At 66.4% G+C, this 19,685-nt stretch carries 21 protein-coding genes; 9 read left to right on the top strand and 12 right to left on the bottom strand.

Going from position 1 to position 19,685, the window contains the following annotated elements; genetic code table 11:
• Positions 1-14 precede the first annotated feature (14 nt).
• Positions 15-620: a hypothetical protein gene (locus M9921_04560; GenBank protein ID MCO5296108.1), complete on the top strand. Its 606-nt coding sequence runs from the start codon at positions 15-17 to the stop codon at positions 618-620.
• A 54-nt stretch (positions 621-674) separates the two neighbouring features.
• Here the strand turns inward: M9921_04560 and M9921_04555 are convergent, their stop codons facing one another.
• The 9 genes from M9921_04555 to M9921_04515 form a co-directional block, all read right to left on the bottom strand.
• Complete coding sequence (locus tag M9921_04555) at positions 675-2,057, bottom strand: hypothetical protein (GenBank protein MCO5296107.1); 1,383 nt, start codon at positions 2,055-2,057, stop codon at positions 675-677.
• Between the two features lie 239 nt (positions 2,058-2,296).
• Positions 2,297-2,713 (bottom strand): hypothetical protein, encoded by a 417-nt coding sequence (locus M9921_04550; GenBank protein MCO5296106.1) that lies wholly within the window; start codon positions 2,711-2,713, stop codon positions 2,297-2,299.
• A gap of 19 nt (positions 2,714-2,732) precedes the next feature.
• Entirely contained in the window at positions 2,733-4,574 is a 1,842-nt protein-coding gene (gene selB / locus M9921_04545; GenBank protein MCO5296105.1) for a selenocysteine-specific translation elongation factor, read from the bottom strand.
• 2 nt (positions 4,575-4,576) lie between these two features.
• The gene (locus tag M9921_04540; GenBank protein MCO5296104.1) at positions 4,577-5,461 is read right to left on the bottom strand and encodes a N(4)-(beta-N-acetylglucosaminyl)-L-asparaginase; all 885 of its coding nucleotides are present in this window, start codon (positions 5,459-5,461) and stop codon (positions 4,577-4,579) included.
• 23 nt (positions 5,462-5,484) lie between these two features.
• Positions 5,485-6,309, bottom strand: a complete 825-nt coding sequence (locus M9921_04535; GenBank protein MCO5296103.1) for an ATP-binding cassette domain-containing protein — start codon at positions 6,307-6,309, stop codon at positions 5,485-5,487.
• Complete coding sequence (locus M9921_04530) at positions 6,294-7,385, bottom strand: Xaa-Pro peptidase family protein (GenBank protein MCO5296102.1); 1,092 nt, start codon at positions 7,383-7,385, stop codon at positions 6,294-6,296. Before M9921_04530 ends, M9921_04535 begins: the two co-directional genes overlap by 16 nt.
• Positions 7,386-7,841 (bottom strand): type II 3-dehydroquinate dehydratase, encoded by a 456-nt coding sequence (gene aroQ, locus M9921_04525; GenBank protein ID MCO5296101.1) that lies wholly within the window; start codon positions 7,839-7,841, stop codon positions 7,386-7,388. It lies immediately after the preceding gene.
• On the bottom strand, positions 7,831-8,025 hold the full coding sequence (locus tag M9921_04520; protein MCO5296100.1) for a hypothetical protein: 195 nt from the start codon (positions 8,023-8,025) through the stop codon (positions 7,831-7,833). Before M9921_04520 ends, aroQ begins: the two co-directional genes overlap by 11 nt.
• Positions 8,022-9,119, bottom strand: coding sequence for a glycosyltransferase family 4 protein (locus M9921_04515; protein ID MCO5296099.1), 1,098 nt, complete (start codon positions 9,117-9,119; stop codon positions 8,022-8,024). Before M9921_04515 ends, M9921_04520 begins: the two co-directional genes overlap by 4 nt.
• Before the next feature lie 69 nt (positions 9,120-9,188).
• On the opposite strand from M9921_04515, the gene M9921_04510 reads away from it, so the two are divergent.
• Positions 9,189-9,548, top strand: a complete 360-nt coding sequence (locus M9921_04510; protein ID MCO5296098.1) for a hypothetical protein — start codon at positions 9,189-9,191, stop codon at positions 9,546-9,548.
• Between the two features lie 11 nt (positions 9,549-9,559).
• Here the strand turns inward: M9921_04510 and M9921_04505 are convergent, their stop codons facing one another.
• The 3 genes from M9921_04505 to asnS are packed head-to-tail and all read right to left on the bottom strand — an operon-like array spanning position 9,560 to position 13,497.
• Entirely contained in the window at positions 9,560-10,360 is an 801-nt protein-coding gene (locus M9921_04505; protein ID MCO5296097.1) for an ABC transporter ATP-binding protein, read from the bottom strand.
• Entirely contained in the window at positions 10,344-12,092 is a 1,749-nt protein-coding gene (locus M9921_04500) for an ABC transporter ATP-binding protein/permease (protein ID MCO5296096.1), read from the bottom strand. The genes M9921_04505 and M9921_04500 overlap by 17 nt, the downstream gene beginning before the upstream one ends.
• 4 nt (positions 12,093-12,096) lie before the next feature.
• On the bottom strand, positions 12,097-13,497 hold the full coding sequence (gene asnS / locus M9921_04495; GenBank protein MCO5296095.1) for an asparagine--tRNA ligase: 1,401 nt from the start codon (positions 13,495-13,497) through the stop codon (positions 12,097-12,099).
• A 51-nt stretch (positions 13,498-13,548) separates the two neighbouring features.
• On the opposite strand from asnS, the gene gatB reads away from it, so the two are divergent.
• From gatB to der, 7 genes are all read left to right on the top strand, one after another.
• Complete coding sequence (gatB, locus tag M9921_04490; protein MCO5296094.1) at positions 13,549-14,994, top strand: Asp-tRNA(Asn)/Glu-tRNA(Gln) amidotransferase subunit GatB; 1,446 nt, start codon at positions 13,549-13,551, stop codon at positions 14,992-14,994.
• Complete coding sequence (locus M9921_04485; GenBank protein ID MCO5296093.1) at positions 14,991-15,587, top strand: tetratricopeptide repeat protein; 597 nt, start codon at positions 14,991-14,993, stop codon at positions 15,585-15,587. The genes gatB and M9921_04485 overlap by 4 nt, the downstream gene beginning before the upstream one ends.
• A 68-nt stretch (positions 15,588-15,655) precedes the next feature.
• Positions 15,656-16,138: a DivIVA domain-containing protein gene (locus M9921_04480; GenBank protein ID MCO5296092.1), complete on the top strand. Its 483-nt coding sequence runs from the start codon at positions 15,656-15,658 to the stop codon at positions 16,136-16,138.
• Entirely contained in the window at positions 16,135-16,395 is a 261-nt protein-coding gene (locus M9921_04475) for a DUF167 domain-containing protein (GenBank protein ID MCO5296091.1), read from the top strand. The genes M9921_04480 and M9921_04475 overlap by 4 nt, the downstream gene beginning before the upstream one ends.
• Before the next feature lie 51 nt (positions 16,396-16,446).
• Positions 16,447-17,343 carry an FHA domain-containing protein gene (locus tag M9921_04470; protein MCO5296090.1) on the top strand — a complete coding sequence of 299 codons (897 nt, stop codon included), beginning with the start codon at positions 16,447-16,449 and terminating at the stop codon, positions 17,341-17,343.
• A 56-nt stretch (positions 17,344-17,399) separates the two neighbouring features.
• The gene (locus M9921_04465; GenBank protein MCO5296089.1) at positions 17,400-18,164 is read left to right on the top strand and encodes a protein phosphatase 2C domain-containing protein; all 765 of its coding nucleotides are present in this window, start codon (positions 17,400-17,402) and stop codon (positions 18,162-18,164) included.
• A 151-nt stretch (positions 18,165-18,315) separates the two neighbouring features.
• A complete protein-coding gene (gene der, locus M9921_04460; protein MCO5296088.1) occupies positions 18,316-19,662 on the top strand; it encodes a ribosome biogenesis GTPase Der in 1,347 nt (448 codons plus the stop codon).
• Positions 19,663-19,685: the final 23 nt, after the last annotated feature.

The following is a 19,685-nucleotide window of genomic DNA, read 5'->3' as shown; positions in this document are numbered from 1 at the left end:
GTATCCTACGGTCCGTGTCGGGCAACGTGTGGAACACGCGACGGAAGATGATGGGAAACCTCATCCCGATCGTCCTTGCCCTTCCTTTTGCCGCCGTCGGCGTTTGGCGGGTGCTCGAAACGCAGGAGATGATGGGGGACGGCCTCGCGTGGCTCGTCGCCATGCCCGTCGTCGGTTGGATGGCCGTGAACCTGTTCGGCCATTTTGAGAACGCGGCAATGCGCGACGCGATGCGCGCACGGCTCGTTCAGCAGGGCGTGGACCTTGGGGAGAGCCGCACGTTCGTGGGGTTCGCGCGGCCCGGACGTTCGGGGCTCCTTGATCCGCACGAGGACGTCGGGTTCCTCGTGGTGCGCGCCGACGAGCTGGAGTTCGTCGGGGAGACGCACCGGGTTCGAGTGCCGCGCGGTGCGGTCGTGCGCGTCCGCTTCCGCATGAACATCCACAGTTGGGTGGGACTCGGGCGTTGGGTGAGCATCGAGGGCACCCTCGAGGACACGCCGATCCGACTTCTTGTCGAACCGCGCGAAAGGCCCACATTGTTAGGTAACCGAATCTTTTCGACGGAGCTGTGCAGGCGACTCCGGGAGTGGCTTGAAAAAAAGGACCCCGGAGCGTAAGCGCCCCGGGGCCGACTTGGAGTTGCTGTCTTTTCGGTTGATGGTCGTGCTGCGTTACCGCAGCAGGGCGAGCACGGCCTGGGGCGCCGAGTTGGCTTGGGCGAGGACCGAGATACCGGCCTGCTGCAGAATCTGCAGCTTCGTGTACTGGGTCATTTCGGCCGCGATGTCCGCGTCGCGAATGATCGAGTCGGACGCTGCGAGGCTCTCCTTGGTGAGGCCCAGCGAGCGAATGTTCGTTTCAAGCGTGTTGCGCTGGAACGAACCGACCGCGCCACGAGAGACCGTGACGTCGTTGATCGCCTTGTCGATGACGGAGAGCGCATCGGTCGCGCCCTGAGCCGTAGTGAGGTCGAGGTTGCTCAGGTTCTTGCCCGAAACGGCGTTCTGGCCGAGTTCCGTGGCGGCGAAGTTCCCAAGCGACAAGTTGCTGGTCTGGCCCGCGTTCGCTCCGATCTGGAACTGGGCGGAACCGACGTTCAACTGACCGATCGCAGTTGCGGCGCTCGTGGCGTTGCCCGCGACGGTCAACGTGAGGCTGTTGCCGGTCGAGTCCCGAAGGTTCAGGCCCTTGCCCGCGTCGAACGTGACCGTGGCGAGACCGCCAGCGGTCGTGCCGTTCTGGTCGATGACCACGCTGGCCACCGCGTCCGTTCCCACCGAAGCGAGGGTTCCCGCTGCGGAGAGCAACACGGCGTTGGCGTCCGAAAGATCGACCCGCTTGTTCGAGCCGAAATCCTTGGCCTGCAGCCCAACACCGGCGCCTGCTGTCCAGGTGGCCGTCACACCCGTCGTGCTCGACGAGTTGTTGATGCGCGCCACGACGTCCGCAATGGTGTCGGTCGCCGAGGTCGTGAAGGTCTGGCCGTTGATCGTGAACGAGCCCGCGCCCACCGTGGTGGTCGCCGCGGCGAACGTTCGCGTACCGGTCACGATCGCCTGCGTCGCCGCAGTGGTGACCTGCATGGTCACGATCGAGTTGGTCGTAATCGCCGCGCTGTTGAAGCTTCCCGTGAAGCTCAGACCCGAGACGTTCGTGCCGCTCGTCACCGAGGCCACCACGCCCGCGCTGCCATCAAGCAGATGCTTGGTCCCAAACTGCGTCGACGTCGCAATGCGCGAAATCGACTCGACGATCGAGTTGAGCTGGCTCTGGTTCGCCTGAACCTGAGCGTCCGACAAGGTGCCGGTGTTGGCGGCGCCCACCGCCAGAGCGCGTGCATCCCGCAGAAGCCGGTTGACTTCGTCGAGGGCGCCCTCCGCCGTCTTGGCATAGTTGATCGCGTCCTGGCTGTTTCGGACCGCCTGATCGATACCCACGATCTGCGACCGGAAACTTTCAGAGGCGATGAGGCCTGCGGGATCGTCCGCGGCGGAGTTGATCCGCAAACCCGTTGAGAGCCGGTTGATCGACCGCTCCAGGTCCGCGGAGTTCACGCCAAGGTTCCTCAAGGCATTCATCGCGCTGACGTTCGTATTTACGCGAAATGACATTCCATCCTCCGTGACAGTGTCGTTGACGCCGTCTCCCACAATTCCGGGTTTGGCGAGAGTCCTCTTGACTCTGTCTAGGGTTCATCTTTGGGATGCCTCGAGGGGGTCTTCCCGCCAGGAATACCAGGGTTCCGCCAAACCCGGTAGGAGTGCGGGACAGCAAAAGTGCGGGGCCTAAAGCGTCACTCGCGGCGCTTCGCGGCGCGGGGCAAGAACCAGTTGGCGTTCGCCTCCGGATCGAGTTCGGCTTGGAACTCCTCGACCAGACGGCGCGCATCCCTTTCGAACTGGAAGCTGCCGTCGATCTCTCCCTGCCAGATCGTCTCCACGACCCACGACGGGACGGGCAGGAAGACGATGCGCTGCGGACTTTCGAGTCGGACGGAGAGCACGGTCGCGGAGGAGTCTGGATCCGGGTAGATGAACTCGATCACGATCGCATCGGGTTCGTACCGCGTCGCGCCCAACTGGGGAGCGGACTTCGTCCGTGCCTCCCGCAGGAGCTCGGGGTCGAACACGCCCTCGCCCGGATCTCGACCCGCCCTCAGATCCTCGAAGAGGGCCAGGCGCTTCTTGGACGCGAACTCGTTGAGCGTCATGGGTCCAGTCTATCCAGCGTCAGCCGTTGACCATGCGCTGGTCCCCCACGCGCGTCGTGAATCGAATGCGGTCGAGATACTCGAGCAGCGGAATCGCATACTTGCGCGTCGTGCCGACGGCGTCGCGAAACTGGGCCGCGGCGAACGGCTTGCCCTGGGCGACCTCGATCGTCCGCTGTTTGACTCCGGCGATTTGCGCTTGGGTGTAAAACAGCCCCTCGTCGACCCGCACGATCTCACCCGCCTCGACGCCCAGTCGGAGGATCTCGTCCACGGCCTGGGGAGGAACGGCGAGAGTGCGGGCCAGGTCGTTCGGGCCGGGAACGTTGATCGCCTCCGCCTCCAGCGCGCCCTTCACCCGGTCCAACAGCTGCCGCTGCCGTTCGGTCAGCTTGAGCTGGAACTCGGGGTGCCGCACCCCCGTGCCGCTCACGGCGATGCGCTCTTCGGCGGCCAGCGCCGCAAGGATGCGATCCAAGGGCTTGCCGGACCACCGCAGCCCCGACGCTTCGCTGATTCGTTCGCGCGGAAGATACGCCGTTCCGGGCTGCTTCTCGTGGGCATCGGCCAGCGCCGCCAAGAAGGTCGCCACGGCGGCTTCGAAGGCCTCCGTTCGGAACCACAAGCCGGCGAACCCGCGCACGCGCCGGTCCGCCGAAAGCGTCTCGAACGCCTTCCCCAGCGCCTGCGGCGTCTTCCCCAAGAGGCGGCACACCTCGTCCGTGCTCACCCCGGGCCGATCGCCCAACGCCTCCAGGATCGCGTCCTCGTTCGAGCCGGTGTCCGCGACGGGGGCAAACGCTTCGGATTTGCGTCGCTGTCGCGCGTGGGGCACGATCACCCGGCCGCCGCCCAGCAGTTCGGGCGGACTGTACCGTCGGATGATGACCGGCTGGCGATGGGCCACGGCGAGCGGCGACTCCAGGCGCAGTTGCACGATCTCGGGTTCGCCATCGTTGTGAAAAGCCTTGGCGATCACCTCTTCGGCCCCGGCCGAGACGCGCACCCGGGCTCCATGCTTGGGCCGTTGGAGCCAGCGGACGCGCGCGTCCATCAACGTCGTTTCGAACACGCCCCCGGGCTCGCCGACGACCATGCCTCGGTGAACGTCCTCCAGTTTCACGCCGCCCAGGTTCAACGCCGTCCGCCGACCGTGCTCCGCCTTCTGCAGGGATTCGTCGTGGCTGTGGATGGCGCGTACTCGAACCTCGAGCCCGCCGGGCTGGAGGACCGCGCGGTCGCCCGCCGCGACGGCTCCTTGCGCCAGCGTTCCGGTCACGACGCATCCGTGGCCTTTGACGCCGAACACCCGATCGATGGGCAGGTACCAGGGGCCGGGTTCGGGGGCCTCGTCTCCGGAAAGCCCTTCCGCCAGGGCCTGGCGCAGCGCGTCGATGCCCTGGCCCGTCACCGCGGACACCTCGAGAATCGGCACGGATTGGAACCGCGACGCGGCAACGAGCTCCTCGATCTCCTCGCGCGCGATCATCCTGGTCTCCTCGTCGGCGAGGTCGGATCGCGTCATCGCCACGATCAACCGCTCGACGGGGAGCAGCTCGAGAATCTGCAGGTGCTCCCGCGTCTGCGGCATGACCGACTCGTCGGACGCCACGCAAAGCAAGGCCACGTCGATCCCGAGCGCGCCCACCAACATGTTCGTCAGGAACCGCTCGTGCCCCGGAACGTCGACGATCGAGGCGCGCCCGATCCCGGGGAGATCGATGTAGGCGAAACCGATGTCGATCGTCATGCCCCGCTTCTTCTCCTCGGGCAGGCGGTCCGCGTCGATCCCGGTCAAGGCCCGGATGAGGGTGGTCTTTCCGTGGTCGACGTGTCCGGCGGTTCCGATGAGGCGGGCCATGGCTAGTTGGGACCGTGGAAGACCTTGAGCTGCATCTCGCCGTCCTGGCACACCCAAAGCGGAAACTCGCCCTCGGTCGTGGCGGCGCCCCAATCGCCGTCGTTGCGCAGGGCGAGCACGACGCAAGGCATCTTGCGCGCGGCCTCCTGCCGCCGCATCATCTGGGCGATCGTCTCCTCGCACGCCTCTTGGGCGGAAAGGCCACGCCGCATCGCCTCGCACGTGCGGAAGGAGGCGACGGCCTTCCAAAGCTCCTCGCCCAAGCCCGTCGCCCCGGCGGCCCCCACCTCGTCGTCCGCGTAGATGCCGGCGCCGACGATCGGGGAATCGCCCACTCGGCCCGGCAGTTTGAAGCCCATCCCGCTCGTGGACGAGGCGGCGACGAGATGCGAGGGAGATTCCAGCCCGAGCATCGTGATCGTGTCGCCGTTGTGCTCCCCCGTCGTGTGCAGGTACTTCGACTCCATCTTCTCGGGATTGCGGCGCCACTCTTCGTACCGCTCGATGCACTGCGCGGTCATCAGGTTCTGGGGTGCCATGCCCTTCGAGATCGCGAAGCGCCGGGCCTGGTCGCCGGCGAGCATGACGTGGGGCGTCTCCTCCAGGACCTTCCGGGCGACCGAGATCACGGGGACGATGCCTCGGACCGCGCAGACCGCCCCGGCCGACAGGTCGGCTCCGTCCATCATCGACGCGTCGAGCTCGAGCTCCCCGTCGCGGTTTGGAAGGCTTCCCAGGCCGATGGCGACGAGGGAGGGGTCCGCCTCCGCAACCGCAAGCCCGGTCTCCAGCGTCGTGCGCAGGTCGGCGCCCTTGGCGCGGGCGTTCCATGCGGCGTTGATCGCAACTTGCCCTGGCTCGCGCCAGGTAGCGAGAAGTGTTGTCATTGAACCGCTAGGCTACCCTCAGCCTACAGGCGCCGAAGGGCCTCGTCCGCCGTCGCCTCGCGCACCATCACCACGCGCGCGTTCCCATACCCTTCGAGCAGCAGCCTGGCGGCCAGCTCCTGGCCCTCGCCGACCTGCACCACCAGCCCCTGTTCGGTCGCACGGACCGTCGCCTCGAACGGCTCGACCAGGGCGCGCACTTCGGCGTCGTGCTGCGTCTCGATGACGATCTCGGTCGGCCCCGCAAGCCGAACCAGCGCCTCGAGGGTTCCGAAGAACCGGACCTGTTGCGCCCGGAGGACGACCACGCTCGAAAAGAGGTGGAGGCGATCGGCCCGGTGCGTCGCGACGAGAAGGGCGCCGCCCTGTTCCAGCCGGCGCCGGATCGCCTTCCAAACGCTTTCGAACGTCCACGGATCCAAGCGGTCCAACGCCCCGTCTACGACCAGGAGCGACGGAGGGGCCAGGAGGGCCGGCAGAAGCTCGGTGGCGGCGAGCTGTCCGGGCGAGAGTTCGGACAAGGCTTTGGATCGCGCGTCCCACAGACCGCAATCCGCCAGGGCCTCGGTCGCCCGTCCGGTGCCTTTGGGCCCGGCACACCGCTTGGCGAGGGCGAGCGGGGTCGTTCGCCTCGACGCTCCCTCGACCCCGGCCCACACGGACTGTTCGAGAAGTTCGACCTTGCCCACGGCAGGTCGTTCATCCCCGGCCAGAACGCGCAGGAGGCGGGACTTTCCGGATGCCGCAGGCCCAAGCACCGCGAGCGACTGCCCCGATCCGAGCCGCGTCGTCAGCGTCGGCCCTTCGGCGCGAAGGCCGATTCCCCGGACCGTCAGGACCGGTCGCACTCTTGAATCGGCAACAACAGCAGCTCCTTGGGGGCGTGGGTGAGCACCTCGACCCCGTTCTCCGTCACCACCACGTCGTCCTCGATCCGCACCCCTCCAAAGCCCTCGATGTAGACGCCCGGCTCCACGGTCCACACCTGGCCGACTTCGAGGATCGTCTCGGAGGTCGCGTTCATGCGTCCGGCGTCGTGCACCAGGCGCCCGAGGCCATGGCCGAGACCGTGGCCGAAGTAGCGCGCCAGGTCCTTCTCGTCGAGCACGCGACGAGCGAGGGCGTCGATGTCGCTGGCACGGGCGCCGGGACGCATGGCCTCGATGGCCGCGGTCTCGGCTTTCAGGACCTGGCTGTAAATCTCGCGATGGCGATCGGAGGCTTCCACGACGACCACGGTGCGCGTGATGTCGCTGCAGTACCCGTCCACCTTCGCACCGAAGTCCAACGTGACGAAGTCGCCCCGTTCGAGCACCTTCTCCCCCGGCTTGCCGTGCGGCCGCGCGCTCTTCGCTCCGCTCACGGCGATCACGGGAAACGCGACCTCCATCCCCTGGCGCCTGAAGAAGAACTCGATGTCGAGCGCGATGTCGTACTCCCGGACACCGGGCTGGATCATCCGCTTCACGTGCTCGAAACAGGCGTCGGCCGCGGCGCACGCCTGCCGGATCTTGTCGATCTCCGCGGGGGTCTTGACCATCCGCAGCGGTGCGACGAACTCCGGCGAGGGGACCAGTTCGACGGAGCCGAACTTGGCCTTCCACTTCGTCCACGTCTCCACCGTGACCGAGTCCGACTCGAAACCAAGGCTTTGGATGCCGAGGCGGGCTACCTGTTCGCCCAGGGCGGTGGCCCCGTCGGTAGGGCTCCCAAACGTGACGACGGGGAGGTCCGCCACCTCTTCCCGCGCCTGCAGGGTGTACCGGCTGTCGGTGACGAACACCCCGTCGTCCGGGGTAAGCAACACCCACCCGGCCGTGCCGGTGAAGCCGCTCGCCCACTGCACGCTCCCGATCTCGCTGAGCAGCATCGCCGAAAGCCCCTTGGCCCGCATCGCCGCGCGCACCCGCTCGAGGTTGCCCATCTACACCACCTCCCGTTCGAGGTTCGCGAGCGCTTGGAGCGCCAGCGAATAGCCGTAGCCGCCCAGTCCGACGATCTGGCCCACCGTGATCGGCGCGATCACCGAGTGGCGGCGGAACTCCTCCCGCGCGTGCACGTTGGACAGATGCACCTCGATCACCGGCAATCGGACGCTCGTCAGGGCGTCTCGCAAGGCGATCGAGTAGTGCGTCAGGCCCGCGGGGTTGATCACGATGCCGTGCGCCCACTTGCGGTGCTCTTGAATCGTGTCGATCAAGACCCCTTCGGAGTTGGACTGCAGGATGCGGACCTCGATGCCGAGCCTCACGGCCGTCGCATTGATCTCGGCGTCGATCTCTTCGAGGGGCTTCTTGCCGTACACGTCGGGCTCGCGAAATCCCGAGAGGTTGAGGCTGGGACCGTGCAGCACCAGCGCTTTGAGCTCTCTATCCGCCACGCTTCAACTCCTCGTAAGCCTCGGAGGGGATCGCGTCCTCGGGCAACAGGTGGGGAATGCCCTCCTTGACGGGAAAGGCGTGGCCCCGGCGCGTGCAAACAAGGTAGTCGCCCTCCTCTCGAAGGGGTGGCCGGTCGTCGCACACCGGACAGGCGAGCACGGACAAAAGCTGGGGATCGATCATAGCAACACCTCGCGATACACCTCGGCGGTCAAGCGGGCGGTTTCGTCCCATGAAAACGCCGCCGCGCGGGCCGGACCTCGTTGCCGCAACTCGGCCAGATTACTCGAATCGCCCAGCAGTTCCCTCAACGCGGCGCTCCACGATTCCGCGTCCCACTCCGGGACGAGTCGCGCGGCGTCGCCCGCCACTTCCGGGTGCGACCCCCCGACGCTGGCGACCACCGGGCACCCGCATCGGAACGCCTCGAGCAGCGTCAGGCCGAACCCCTCGTAGCGGCTCGGGGCGAGGAACACGTCCGCGCACGAGTAGAGCGCGGACAGTTGGCGCTCCTCCACGTACCCGAGGGGCACCGTGCGCGCTCCGAGCTCCCCTTCGCCCCAGCCCGCCTTTCCCGTCAGGGCCAGCCGGTGCGGGAACGCTTCGCCCAAACCCTCGACGGCGTCCACCGCCAGCTGCATGTTCTTTCGCGGCCATCGCGTGCCCACGGTCAGGCAGAACGGGCCCTCGAGTCCAAACGCCCGGGCAACCAGCGCCCGGGCGTCGCCGATCTCCATCCGTTCGATCGCCTCGCTTGCCGCCAGGGGCGTTGCGACCACCTTGGCTTCGGGCAGGCCCAGCAGACGAACGATGTCTCGGCGCGAGGTTTGCGAAACGGTGACGACTCTGGCCGCGCGGCGCGCGGAGGGGCCGACCAACTGCGTGAGGAGCAGCCGGTCCTTCGGCTGGAACCACTCCGGTCCGATGAGGAACGACACGTCGTGGATCGTGGTCACCGCATGCTTTCCGGCCAACGGCGAAAGGGTGTACTGCGTGTGCAGGACGTCCGCCCCGGCCCGGCGCGCCGCCATCGGAAACGAGACCAGGCTCCACCATCGCGACGACCGCCCAGGTACGACGACCCACTGGGAATGTGACGTTTCGGGAATCTCCGGAGGCTTTGCGACGTTGGAGAGTAACAGATAGCGAAATTCCGGCGCCCGCCGCAGCAGGGCGCGAACCAGGCCCGTCCAGTACGTGCTGTCCCCCGTGCTCGAACCCGACACAAGTCGGGCGTCGATCGCCACGAGGGGCAAAGGCGAGTCGGACGGCTTCATGGCTCGATTCCTGCTAACATGGGGAGCGTTGGGTCAACTCCTCCGAGTTTAGCGGAGGAAGGGAACGGTATGAGAAAGCGCAAGCCACCTTACATCCTGGTCTCGGTGCTCATCGTCCTCGGGGCGATGCTGTTCTTCGTGAACGGCGGCATGCGAAACTTCGCGTCCAACGACCAGCCCGTCGAACTCGCGCCGCCCACGTCGGGCGAGAGCCGCGAGACGGATTCCACGAAGACGCTCGCCGAGCGGACCAAGAACGCCGCGCGCGGGGCGCAGGACACGATGTCGAAAGAGGGGCCCGCGATGGTGAAGGGCGATGTGCCCACGATCCAGCTCCCGTCTTCCCAGATCCAGAAGCCGCAACCCAACGACTCGAACATCTCGAGCCAGTGGTACACGCCCGAAGCGAGAAAGCCCGGCAGCAAATAGTCGTCGATCGCTTATCGTCGATCGTTGGTCATGCCCATTTGCGGGACCATTCTTGGGCCCTCTTCCGTTTCGTAGCGGTGGAAGGCCACGCGGTAGACGGCGTCCACTTTCTGGTCGGCCAACACGTCCCGGCACGGACCGTTGAGCCCGATTCTCCCGCCCTCGAGCAAGAGGGCCCGATCGGCGACCGACGCGGCGAGGTTGAGGTCGTGGACCGCGGCAAGGATGCCGTACCCTTCGCCCGCCAGCCGCCTCAGGAGGCGCACGATCTCCACCTGGTGCCGCACGTCGAGGTGCGAGGTCGGTTCGTCGAGAAGCAGCACGGGCGCTTGTTGCGCCAGGGCGCGCGCCAGCAGCACGCGCTGGCGTTCGCCGCCGCTCAGCTCGGTCACCGGACGATCGGCTAGCTCCAGGCAGTCCGCCAACTCCATGGCCTGGCGCGCCGCGAGGCGGTCGTCGGCCGTCTCGAAGAGGCCTTCCGAGTAGGGGAGACGACCCATCAGCACGATCTCCTCGACCGTGAACGGAAAGGCGGCGAGCTCCTCCTGCGGCACGTAGGCGACGCGGCGCGCCAATTGGCGGAAGCTGAGCGAGCGAAGGGGATCGCCAAGCACGTGAACCTCGCCGTCCTGCGCGGGCAACGTCTTGGCCAGCGTCTTGAGGAGCGTAGACTTGCCGCTTCCGTTAGGCCCCAGCAGGGCCGTCACCGTGCCCTGTCGAACGTCGAACGTCACGTCCTCGAGCACGGTCCGCGCAGGATATCCGCAGCGGAGCTCCAGTGCCGCCAGGAGGACCTCAGGCGAGGGACTCATCGATCACCCCGTTGCTGAACGCCCGGTACATGGCGGCGTACGGTCCGTCGTGCGCGAGCAGTTCGCGATGCGTCCCGTGCTCGATCACCTCCCCGTGAAGAAGCATCACGATGCGGTCCGCCCGCGCCGCGCTCGTCAGGCGATGGGCGATAAAGAGCGTCGTGCGCTGCCGCATGACCTCGTCCAGCGCCTCCTGCACCGCGCGCTCGCTGTGCGCGTCGAGGTTGGACGTCGCTTCGTCGAGAAGCAACATGGTGGGTTTGCGGACGAGCGCGCGGGCGATCGCGATCCGCTGCATCTCGCCGCCGCTCGTGCGGATGCCCCGCTCTCCCAACTCGGTCTCGAACTGCTGGGGCATGCGGCGCACGAACGTTTCGGCGTGGGCGGCGCGCGCGGCCTCCACCACCTCTTCGTCGGTCGCGTCCGGCGCCCCCAGGCGAATGTTGTCCGCGATGGTGCCTGCGAACAGGAAGGTCTGCTGCGGAACGACACCGATCTGGGCGCGCAGCCAGCTCAGGCGAAGCTCGCGGAGGTCGACGCCGTCGAACAGGATGCACCCGTCCGTAGGGTCGTAAAAGCGAAGCAAGAGGTCGGCGATCGTGCTCTTGCCCGACCCGCTCGGCCCCACCAACGCAAGGCTCGTTCCCGGTTCGATCGAGAAGCTCACGTTCTTGAGCGCCTGGGTCCCGTCCGCGTAGGTGAAGGAAACGTTGCGGAACTCGATGTGGCCGGTCGCGATCGCCGGCGCCAGGGCGTTGGGATCTTCGAGGTGCTGCTCGGGAACGCCGAGCACTTCGCGTTCGATCCGGTCCGAAGCCGCTTGCACTTGGCCCGACGTCTGGTTGAGCGAGCCCAGGTTCTTCGTGCCCTGGTTGATCAGGTCCAGGAAGTAGAGAAACGACGCCAGATCGGAGACGACGAGAAAACCGCGCGCGACGAGCTGTCCGCACACGAAGACGACGATGGCCAGGGCGACGGCTCCCAGCAGCTCCACGGTCGGCTTGAGCGTGGCGATCCGGCGCACGGCGCGCAGTTGGCTCGCAAGGCTGCGCTGCACCAGTTCCGAGAACTTGGTTGCCACCCGTTCCTCGGCCGAAAAGCTCTTGACGATGCGCGTACCCTGGAGCGACTCCTGCATCATCGCGGTCAGCGAACTCAGGTCGTCCTGCACCTCACCCTGGGCGAGCTTCATCTTGCGCCCGTTGCGCTGGATGACCCACGCCATCGGGGGAATGACCACCATGGCCGCCAGGGCGAGCTGCCACTGCAGATAGAAGATCATCACGAACCCGGAGATGATCTTCACCGGCCCGTCGATCGCGTCCCGCACGACGCCCACCGCGCTTTGATACACCTGGACGTCGTTTGTGAGAACGCTCTGGATCGAACCCGCGCGCTTTTCGTTGAAGTAGCTGATCGGCAGCGCCTGCAGCTTGCGGAACAGCCGCTGGCGAAGTTCGGCCGTCAGCATGGCTGCGGCCTTGCTCAGGTAGTAAGTCTGCCCTCGGGTGAACCAGTACTTGACGCTGAAGATGGCGATGACGCCAAGGCTCAGCCAGTTCAGCATCGCCACATCGCGGTTCGCGACCGCATCGAGGATGAATTTGACGAACAGGCCGACGATCGCGAGCAGGCCCGAGGCAACCGCCGAACACGCCAGGCCGAGCAGGATGTTGCGTTTGTGCCGTTTCAGCTCGGCGAGCATCCGGGAATCGAAGCCGCGGATCCGCACGCCCTTAGAACTCCGCCTGGCCCGGGGCCCGGTGGTAGGGAATCACGTCCCGAATGTTCTTCATACCGGTCACATACATCAGGAAGCGCTCAAAGCCCAGCCCAAACCCCGCGTGCGGCGCCGTACCGAACCGGCGCAGATCCAGATACCACCAGTACGCCTCCTTCGGCAGCCCCATCTCCTCGATCCGCCTTTCAAGCACGTCGAGGCGCTCCTCGCGTTGGGAGCCCCCGATGATCTCGCCGATGCGCGGCGCGAGCACGTCCATCGCCCGCACGGTTTTCCCGTCGTCGTTCATGCGCATGTAGAACGCCTTGATCTCCTTCGGGTAATCGGTGAGGATGACCGGCTTGCCGACCTTCGTGTCGGTCAGCCAGCGCTCGTGCTCGCTCTGCAGGTCGCACCCCCAGTACACCGGAAACTCGAACGACTGGCCGCTCGCCTCGAGCAAAGCCACAGCCTCGGTGTAGGTCATCCTCTCAAACTCGCTCTCGACGACGTGCCCCAGGGTGGAAAGCAGTTCGGGTTCGATGCGCTTGTTGAAGAACTCGAGGTCCTCCGCGCAATGGTCGAGCAGGTGCCGGATCACCTCTTTGAGGAACTCCTCGGCCAGGGCCATGTTCCCCTCGAGCCCGCAGAACGCCATCTCCGGCTCGATCATCCAGAACTCGGCCAGGTGGCGGCTCGAGTGGCTGTTCTCGGCGCGGAACGTCGGACCGAACGTGTACACGTTGGTCATGCCGAGCGCCAACGTCTCCGCCTCGAGTTGGCCGCTGACGGTGAGGTACGCGGGACGGCCGAAAAAGTCGTCGGCTTGCTTGGGCTTGGCCAGGGCGTAACTGGCGTCGTCGCCGTGGCCGGGCTCCAAGGCCGTCGTGACGGCGAACATCGCGCCCGCGCCCTCGGCATCGCTCGCGGTGATCAGGGGCGTATGGATCGCGTGGAAACCGCGCTCGTGGAAGAAGCGGTGGATGGCGAACGACGCTTCGGCGCGCACCCGAAAGACCGCTCCAAACGTGTTTCCCCGAGTGCGTAGGTGCCCGATTTCACGCAGGAACTCGAAGGACGCGCCCTTCTTCTGGAGGGGGTACACGGCAGGGTCGGCGGGGCCGTACACCTCCAGCGTTTCCGCCTTCAATTCGACCGCCTGGCCCGCCGCGGGGGAGGCGACGATCGTTCCGTCGAACCGCACGCAGGCGCCTGTGGTGACGAGCTTCAGGGTCTCCTCGGGAATCGTCCCCTCGTCCACCACGATCTGAAGGTCGCGAAAGCACGACCCGTCGCTGAGCTGCACGAACGTGATGCCCTTGCTGTCCCGACGCGTCTTGACCCAGCCGTACGCGTGGGCGCTCGAACCGGGCTCGAGCGCAAACAGATCGCGCAGGTAGGAACGACGGTAGTCCATGGCGGGCGTGAGTTTACCGGGGGCAGGCGTTCCCGGGTTCAATAGCCGAAGATGCGCGACTACACGGCCAGCGTGGGCATGGAGGTCCATGCCGAGCTAGCGACCGAAAGCAAGATGTTCTGCCGCTGCCCGGTCGCATTCGGCGGAGCGCCGAACACGCGCACGTGCCCGGTCTGCCTGGGGTTGCCCGGGGCGCTTCCCGTCCCCAACCACCGAGCCGTGGAGATGGTCCTGCGCACGGCCCTTGCCCTCAACTGCACGATCGCGATGCGTTCAGTATTTCATCGGAAAAACTACTTCTATCCCGATCTTCCCAAGGGCTATCAGGTGAGCCAGTATGGGGAGACCAACCCTTTGGGCTACGCGGGCTTTCTCGAGATTCCGGCGGCCGATGGCGCCTCCAAGCGGATTCGCATCCGCCGCGTCCACCTCGAGGAGGACACGGGCAAGCTCGTCCACCTCGCCGAAGGGGGTTCGGGCGTCGATTTCAACCGCGCGGGCACGCCCCTGATGGAGATCGTCACCGAGTTCCCGCCCGACATCGGCACGCCGGAGGAGGCCAAGGAGTACCTCGCCCAGCTTCGTTCGATCCTGCTCTATCTCGGGGTTTGCGACGGCAAGATGGAGGAGGGCTCGCTCCGGTGCGAGCCGAACGTCTCGGTGCGCCTCGCCGGCAGCGCCGGGTACGGCACCAAGAGCGAGCTGAAGAACCTGAACAGCTTCCGCAGCGTGCAGCAGGGCGTGGAGTTCGAGACCCGCCGCCAGATCGCGCTCCTCGAGCGCGGCGAACCCGTTCTCCAGGAGACCCGGGGCTGGAACGAGCAGAAGGGCGAGAGCTTCCCGATGCGCGTCAAGGAGGAGGAGAACGACTACCGCTACTTCCCCGACCCCGACCTGGTCCCGATGGAGTTCGATCCGGTGCAGATCGAAGCGTTACGCGCGTCGCTTCCCGAGTTGCCTTTGGCGAAGGCTCGCCGCTACGAGCGTACGTTGGGGTTGGGCGCCGCGGACGCGGCCCGGCTCGTGGGCGATCGCGAGTGGGCGGAGTTCTTCGAGGAGGCCGTCGCCCTCGGCGGCGAGCCGAAGCCGGTCTGCAACTGGATGAACTCCGATTTTGCCAAACTGCTGAACGACGCGGGAGTCTCGGCCCGTCAATCGCGTGTATCTCCTTCACACTTGGTCGACCTGACCCACCTGATCGCATCGGGCGAGGTCAGCGGCAAAATGGGCAAGGAGTTGTTTGACGACAGCTTCGCGAGCGGCCGGATGCCGAGCGAGATCGCGGCCCAAAAGGGCACCTCGCAACTCTCCGACCGCTCGGCCCTTCTCCTCATCGTTCGCGAAGTTCTGGAGGAGAATTCGGAGATAGTAGCCAAGTATTTACACGGGCAATCCGGCGTGAAGGGTTTTCTCGTCGGGCAGGTCATGAAGCGGTCGCAAGGGCGGGCCAATCCGACGATCGTGCAGGAGTTGCTCGCTGGAGAACTAGACCGATGAAACCGCTCCGCCGCCTGACCATCCGCGCGCTCGTCGGGACGCTCGCCGCCTTGACCCTGATCCAGCCGGCGGGCGCCCAACTCGACCCGACCCGCATGCGCGTCATCGACGGCGCCATCCACGATCGCCTGAGCACCCAGGGCGACGTTTGGTTCGAGGCCGGGGACTACCTCAAGTCGATCCAGTCCCTGCGCGCGGCGCAAAGCCTCGATCCCGCCGACTACGAGATCGCGACCGATCTGGGTTGGATGCTCGAAAACGTCCTGGCTTGGGATGAGGCGCTGGCGACCTACGTGCGCTACCGGAAATCCAATCCGAACGACCCCGATGCGGCCTACCCCGAGGCGAACTTCTACTTCATGAAGAAGTCCTACCTCGAGATCCCCGCGCTGCTCGAGCCGATGCTCAAGATGGCTCGCCCCCCGCACGCGAACACGTTCCGCATCCTCGCGCACGCCTACGATCGCCTCGGCCTGTTCGCCGACTCCAAGCGCGTTTGGGACCAGTTGCTCGCCGTCGATCCCAACGACGAAGCGGCCAAGGTGAACCTCAAGAAGGTCGAAGCCAAACTCAAGGGCGGAACCTCGAAGTAACCTCGGACCGCCTTCGGACGTAAGGGAACATGGCGGCCAACGGATGGGCCGCAAGGAGAACGACAGCGATGGAACGCATCCTCCCCATCGATTTGGAGCGGCTGGAGATTCGCCGCGCCCTGCGCGGTTACGATCGCCCGACCGTGGACGAGTGGCTTCAAAAGGCCGCTTTGGAGATCGAAACCCTCATCAAGGAGATTCAGGCTTCGCGCGAGCTGTGCGAGCGGCAGCGCTCCGAGCTCGAAGTGCACCGCGCGCAAGAGGACACCCTCCGAGAAGCGCTTCTGCTCGCACAGAAGACGGCCGACGAAACCCGAGCCGCCGCGCACCGCGAGGCCGAGCAGATTCTCGACCGAGCGCGGTTGGACGCCGGCGAGGCGCATCGGGCGGCCATGGGCCGTTTGGAACGCGTGCGGGATGAAATCGCCCGGACCCGCTCCGAAGGGGCGCGCCTCGCCGGCGCCCTGAGAGCCCTCGCCGAGAGCACGGCGCGCTCGTTGGACGAGTCGTCTCCCCTGGCCGTCGTCGAAGGGCACGCCGTCCCGCAATGAACGCTCGTTGCTCGGTGCGCGTGCAGCCGCGCAGCACCCGCAACGCCATCGAGCGGCAGGAGGACGGTCGGCTCAAGGTGTGGGTGACCGCGCCGCCGGCGGACAACGAGGCCAACGAGGCCGTGTGCGCCCTGATCGCCAAAACCCTCAAGGTGGCCAAGCGCTCGGTCAAGATCGTGCGCGGCCACTCGAGCCGGAACAAGGAGATCGAAATCGAGGGAATCGACCAGGATGAGGCGAATCGGAGGATTGGATGAGCAATCGGACGCGCCCGATCCGTCGTGTAAAGTGGTGACGGCCCCTACGGTATGAACGACGAATCCGGCAAGACGCAGTCCCTCGCTTCGGATCCCAACCGCACGCAGTTGGGGGCGCCCCCGAGCGCCGACCCGAACCGAACCATGATGGGAACGGCCCCGACGCTCAACGCGACGCAGACGATCAAGCCCATCCAGTGCCCCGTCTGCAAGACGTTCAACCCGGCGGGCGTGATGTTCTGCGTCGAGTGCGGCTTGATCTTCGACAAGGCCCTCCCCGACGACGCGTTCGGCGCGCCGGCCGTCCAACTCCCCGTGCTGGTCGACAGCTCGGGACGCGAGCACCCCCTCCGACCGGGCACGAACGTGCTCGGCCGGGAAGGCGATGTGCTGGTCGCGGACGCGCGCGCCAGCCGCAGGCACGCCCAGGTGTCGTCCGAAGAGGGCGTGCTGACCATCGAGGATCTGGGCAGCACCAACGGCACCCTGGTCAACGGCGAGAAGCTCGAACCAGGGTCCAGCCGCAAACTGGAGAACGGGGACAAGCTGAGCCTGGGTGGGGTCGAGTTGGTGCTCTCCCAACCGGGACAGGCCACCGCGACCGCAGCGATCCCCTCGAACAAGACCGCCGCCATTCCGTCCGCCCCAACGGTGGCGACGTCCGTGGCGAAGCTGGTCGGCGACGGCGTCGAGTATCCGCTGCACGAGGGTGTGAACACGTTCGGCCGCAAGTCCGAGAACGACGTCGCCATCACCGATCCGTACGTGTCGGGCCGGCACGGCACGATCGAGATCGCCGAGGACGGCCTGTTCGTGACGGACACCGGAAGCACCAACGGAACGATGCTCAACGACGCGAAGCTCACGGCGAACATGCGCACGGCCATCACCGAGGACGACGTGATCCGATTGGGAAGCCTCGAGTTCAAAGTGCGGAGGCAACCATAGACGAGATCACCGCCGAGTACGAACAAGGCGAACTCGTCGCCACCGAGACGTTGCGGGTGATTCCCCGGGTGACCGTCGCCTGCAAGACCGATCTCGGGCGCGTGCGGGAGAACAACGAGGACAAGTTCGAGTATTTCCTGCCGGAGGACGAGGCGGCGCTGGCCACCCGCGGGCTCGTGTTCCTCGTGTGCGACGGCATGGGCGGCCATGCCGCGGGGCAGATCGCCAGCGAACTTGCCGCCAAGACCTTCATCGACGTGTATCTCCACCACCCCTCCTCCGACCCTTCGGTCGCGATGGCTGCCGGGGTGAACGCCGCCAACCGGTTTGTTGGGGATGTCGGGCGCACCGTGCCCTCCCGAAAGGGCATGGGCACCACGCTGAGCGGGCTGGTGCTCCTGCAAGACGCGGCCTACACCGTCCAGGTCGGCGACTCGCGCATCTACCGCGTGCGGGGCGGCGAGGGGGCGATGCTCACACACGACCACACGTGGGTGGACGAGGCGATCCGGACCGGCATGATCACCGAGGCCGAAGCCGAGACGCACCCCTACCGACACGTGCTCACGCGCGCGATCGGCACCGAAGGCGAGACGGTCCCCGACATCGAGCGCTGGGAGTTGCGGGAGGGCGACCGGTTCCTGCTCTGCTCGGACGGCCTGACCAACCACGTGAACGATGCGCAGATCGCCCAGACGCTCGCCGCCTATTCGCCGTCCGAGGCCGTCTGGCGCCTGGTCGCCGCCGCCCTCGCCGGCGGAGGAAGCGACAACTGCACGGCCCTGGCCGTGCGCGTGGACCATCTGGAAGCGCGCGAGTAGGGTGCCTCCCGATTCCCGATTCCCGATTCCCGTTTCCCGATTCCCGATTCCCGACTCCCGTTTCCCGATTCCCGATTCCCGTTTCCCGATTCCCGGCACGGGTAACCTAGGCGGAAGGCGCCGCAAGCTAGGTCGCGCTTCCGTACGCGCCATGCAAACCCGCTCCAAGCTCCCCGTCGTCGTGATCGTCGGCCGACCCAACGTCGGCAAAAGCACGCTGTTCAACCGGACGATCAAGAAGCGCGTCGCCGTCGTCGAGGACACACCCGGCATCACGCGCGACCGGCTGTACGCCGAGGCGATGTGGAACGGCAAGCACTTCACGCTCGTCGACACCGGAGGCATCGTCTTCCAGGACGAGGATCCCCTGATCGAGCAGATCAAGGTCCAGGTGGAGGTCGCGCTCGCCGAGGCCGACGTCGTGTTGTTCGTCGCCGACGCGACGACCGGGCCGGTCGCCGGCGATTACGAACTCGCCGACCGGCTGCGAGGGTTCCCAAAACCCGTCCTCCTCGTGATCAACAAGGCCGACCACCCCGGCCGCGACGATGCGGCGAACGAGTTCTACAGTCTCGGCCTCGCGGACGTCTGGCCCGTCTCGGGCCTGCACGGGCGCGGCGTCGCCGACGTCCTGGACGAGGTGGCGCGCCTCCTGCCGGACGTGGACCCCACCGAAGTCGCGGAGGAGATCGCCCTCGCGATCGTGGGCCGGCCCAACGTGGGCAAATCCTCGCTGCTGAACGCGTTCACGGGCGAACAGCGTGCGATCGTCTCCAACATTCCCGGCACGACCCGCGACGCCATCGACACCCAGATCGAGTACCGCGACGAGCGGTTTCGGCTCATCGACACCGCCGGCCTCCGGCGTCGCGGGAAGATCCAGGGCAGCGTCGAGTACTACATGGCGAACCGCGCCACGCGGGCGATCGAGCGGTCGGATTGCGCCCTGGTCGTCGTGGACGGCAGCGAAGGCCTGACCGACGGCGACAAGCGCGTGGCCAAGCTCGCGCACGATGGGGGCAAGGCGTGCATCTTCGTCATCAACAAGTGGGATGTGAAGGAGCCGCCGGACGGCCAACCCAAGAAGGCGTCCCTCCACAAAAAGGACTTCCTGCGCATCCTGCGAGACGAGGTGCCCGAGCTCTCCTACGCTCCCGCCTGCTTCACCAGCGCCAAAGAGGGCGCGGGCTTGGAGCCGGTGCTCGACACGGTGCTCAAGGCCATGGAGGGTTACAACCTCCGGATCTCCACCGGACAGCTCAACCGCATCATCCAGGACGCGGTGTTCGAGCGGCCGTACAGCAGCAAGGGGCGCCCGTTGAAGATCTACTACGCGACCCAGGTGAGCAGCCGCCCCCCCTCGTTCGCGATCTTCTGCAACAACCCCGACCTCATGCACTTCAGCTACCAGCGCTACCTGGAGAACAAGATCCGCAAGGCGTACCCGATGGAGGGGACGCCTATCCGCGTGAGCGTCCGCACCAGCCATAAGAAGTAGGTTTGGGGTTTGTGGTTTGTGGT

The organism is Fimbriimonadaceae bacterium (assembly GCA_023957775.1).
GTDB lineage: Bacteria > Armatimonadota > Fimbriimonadia > Fimbriimonadales > Fimbriimonadaceae > JAMLGR01.
Note: the sequence above shows the minus strand (reverse complement) of the source record. Positions and strands in the feature narration are given on the sequence as shown.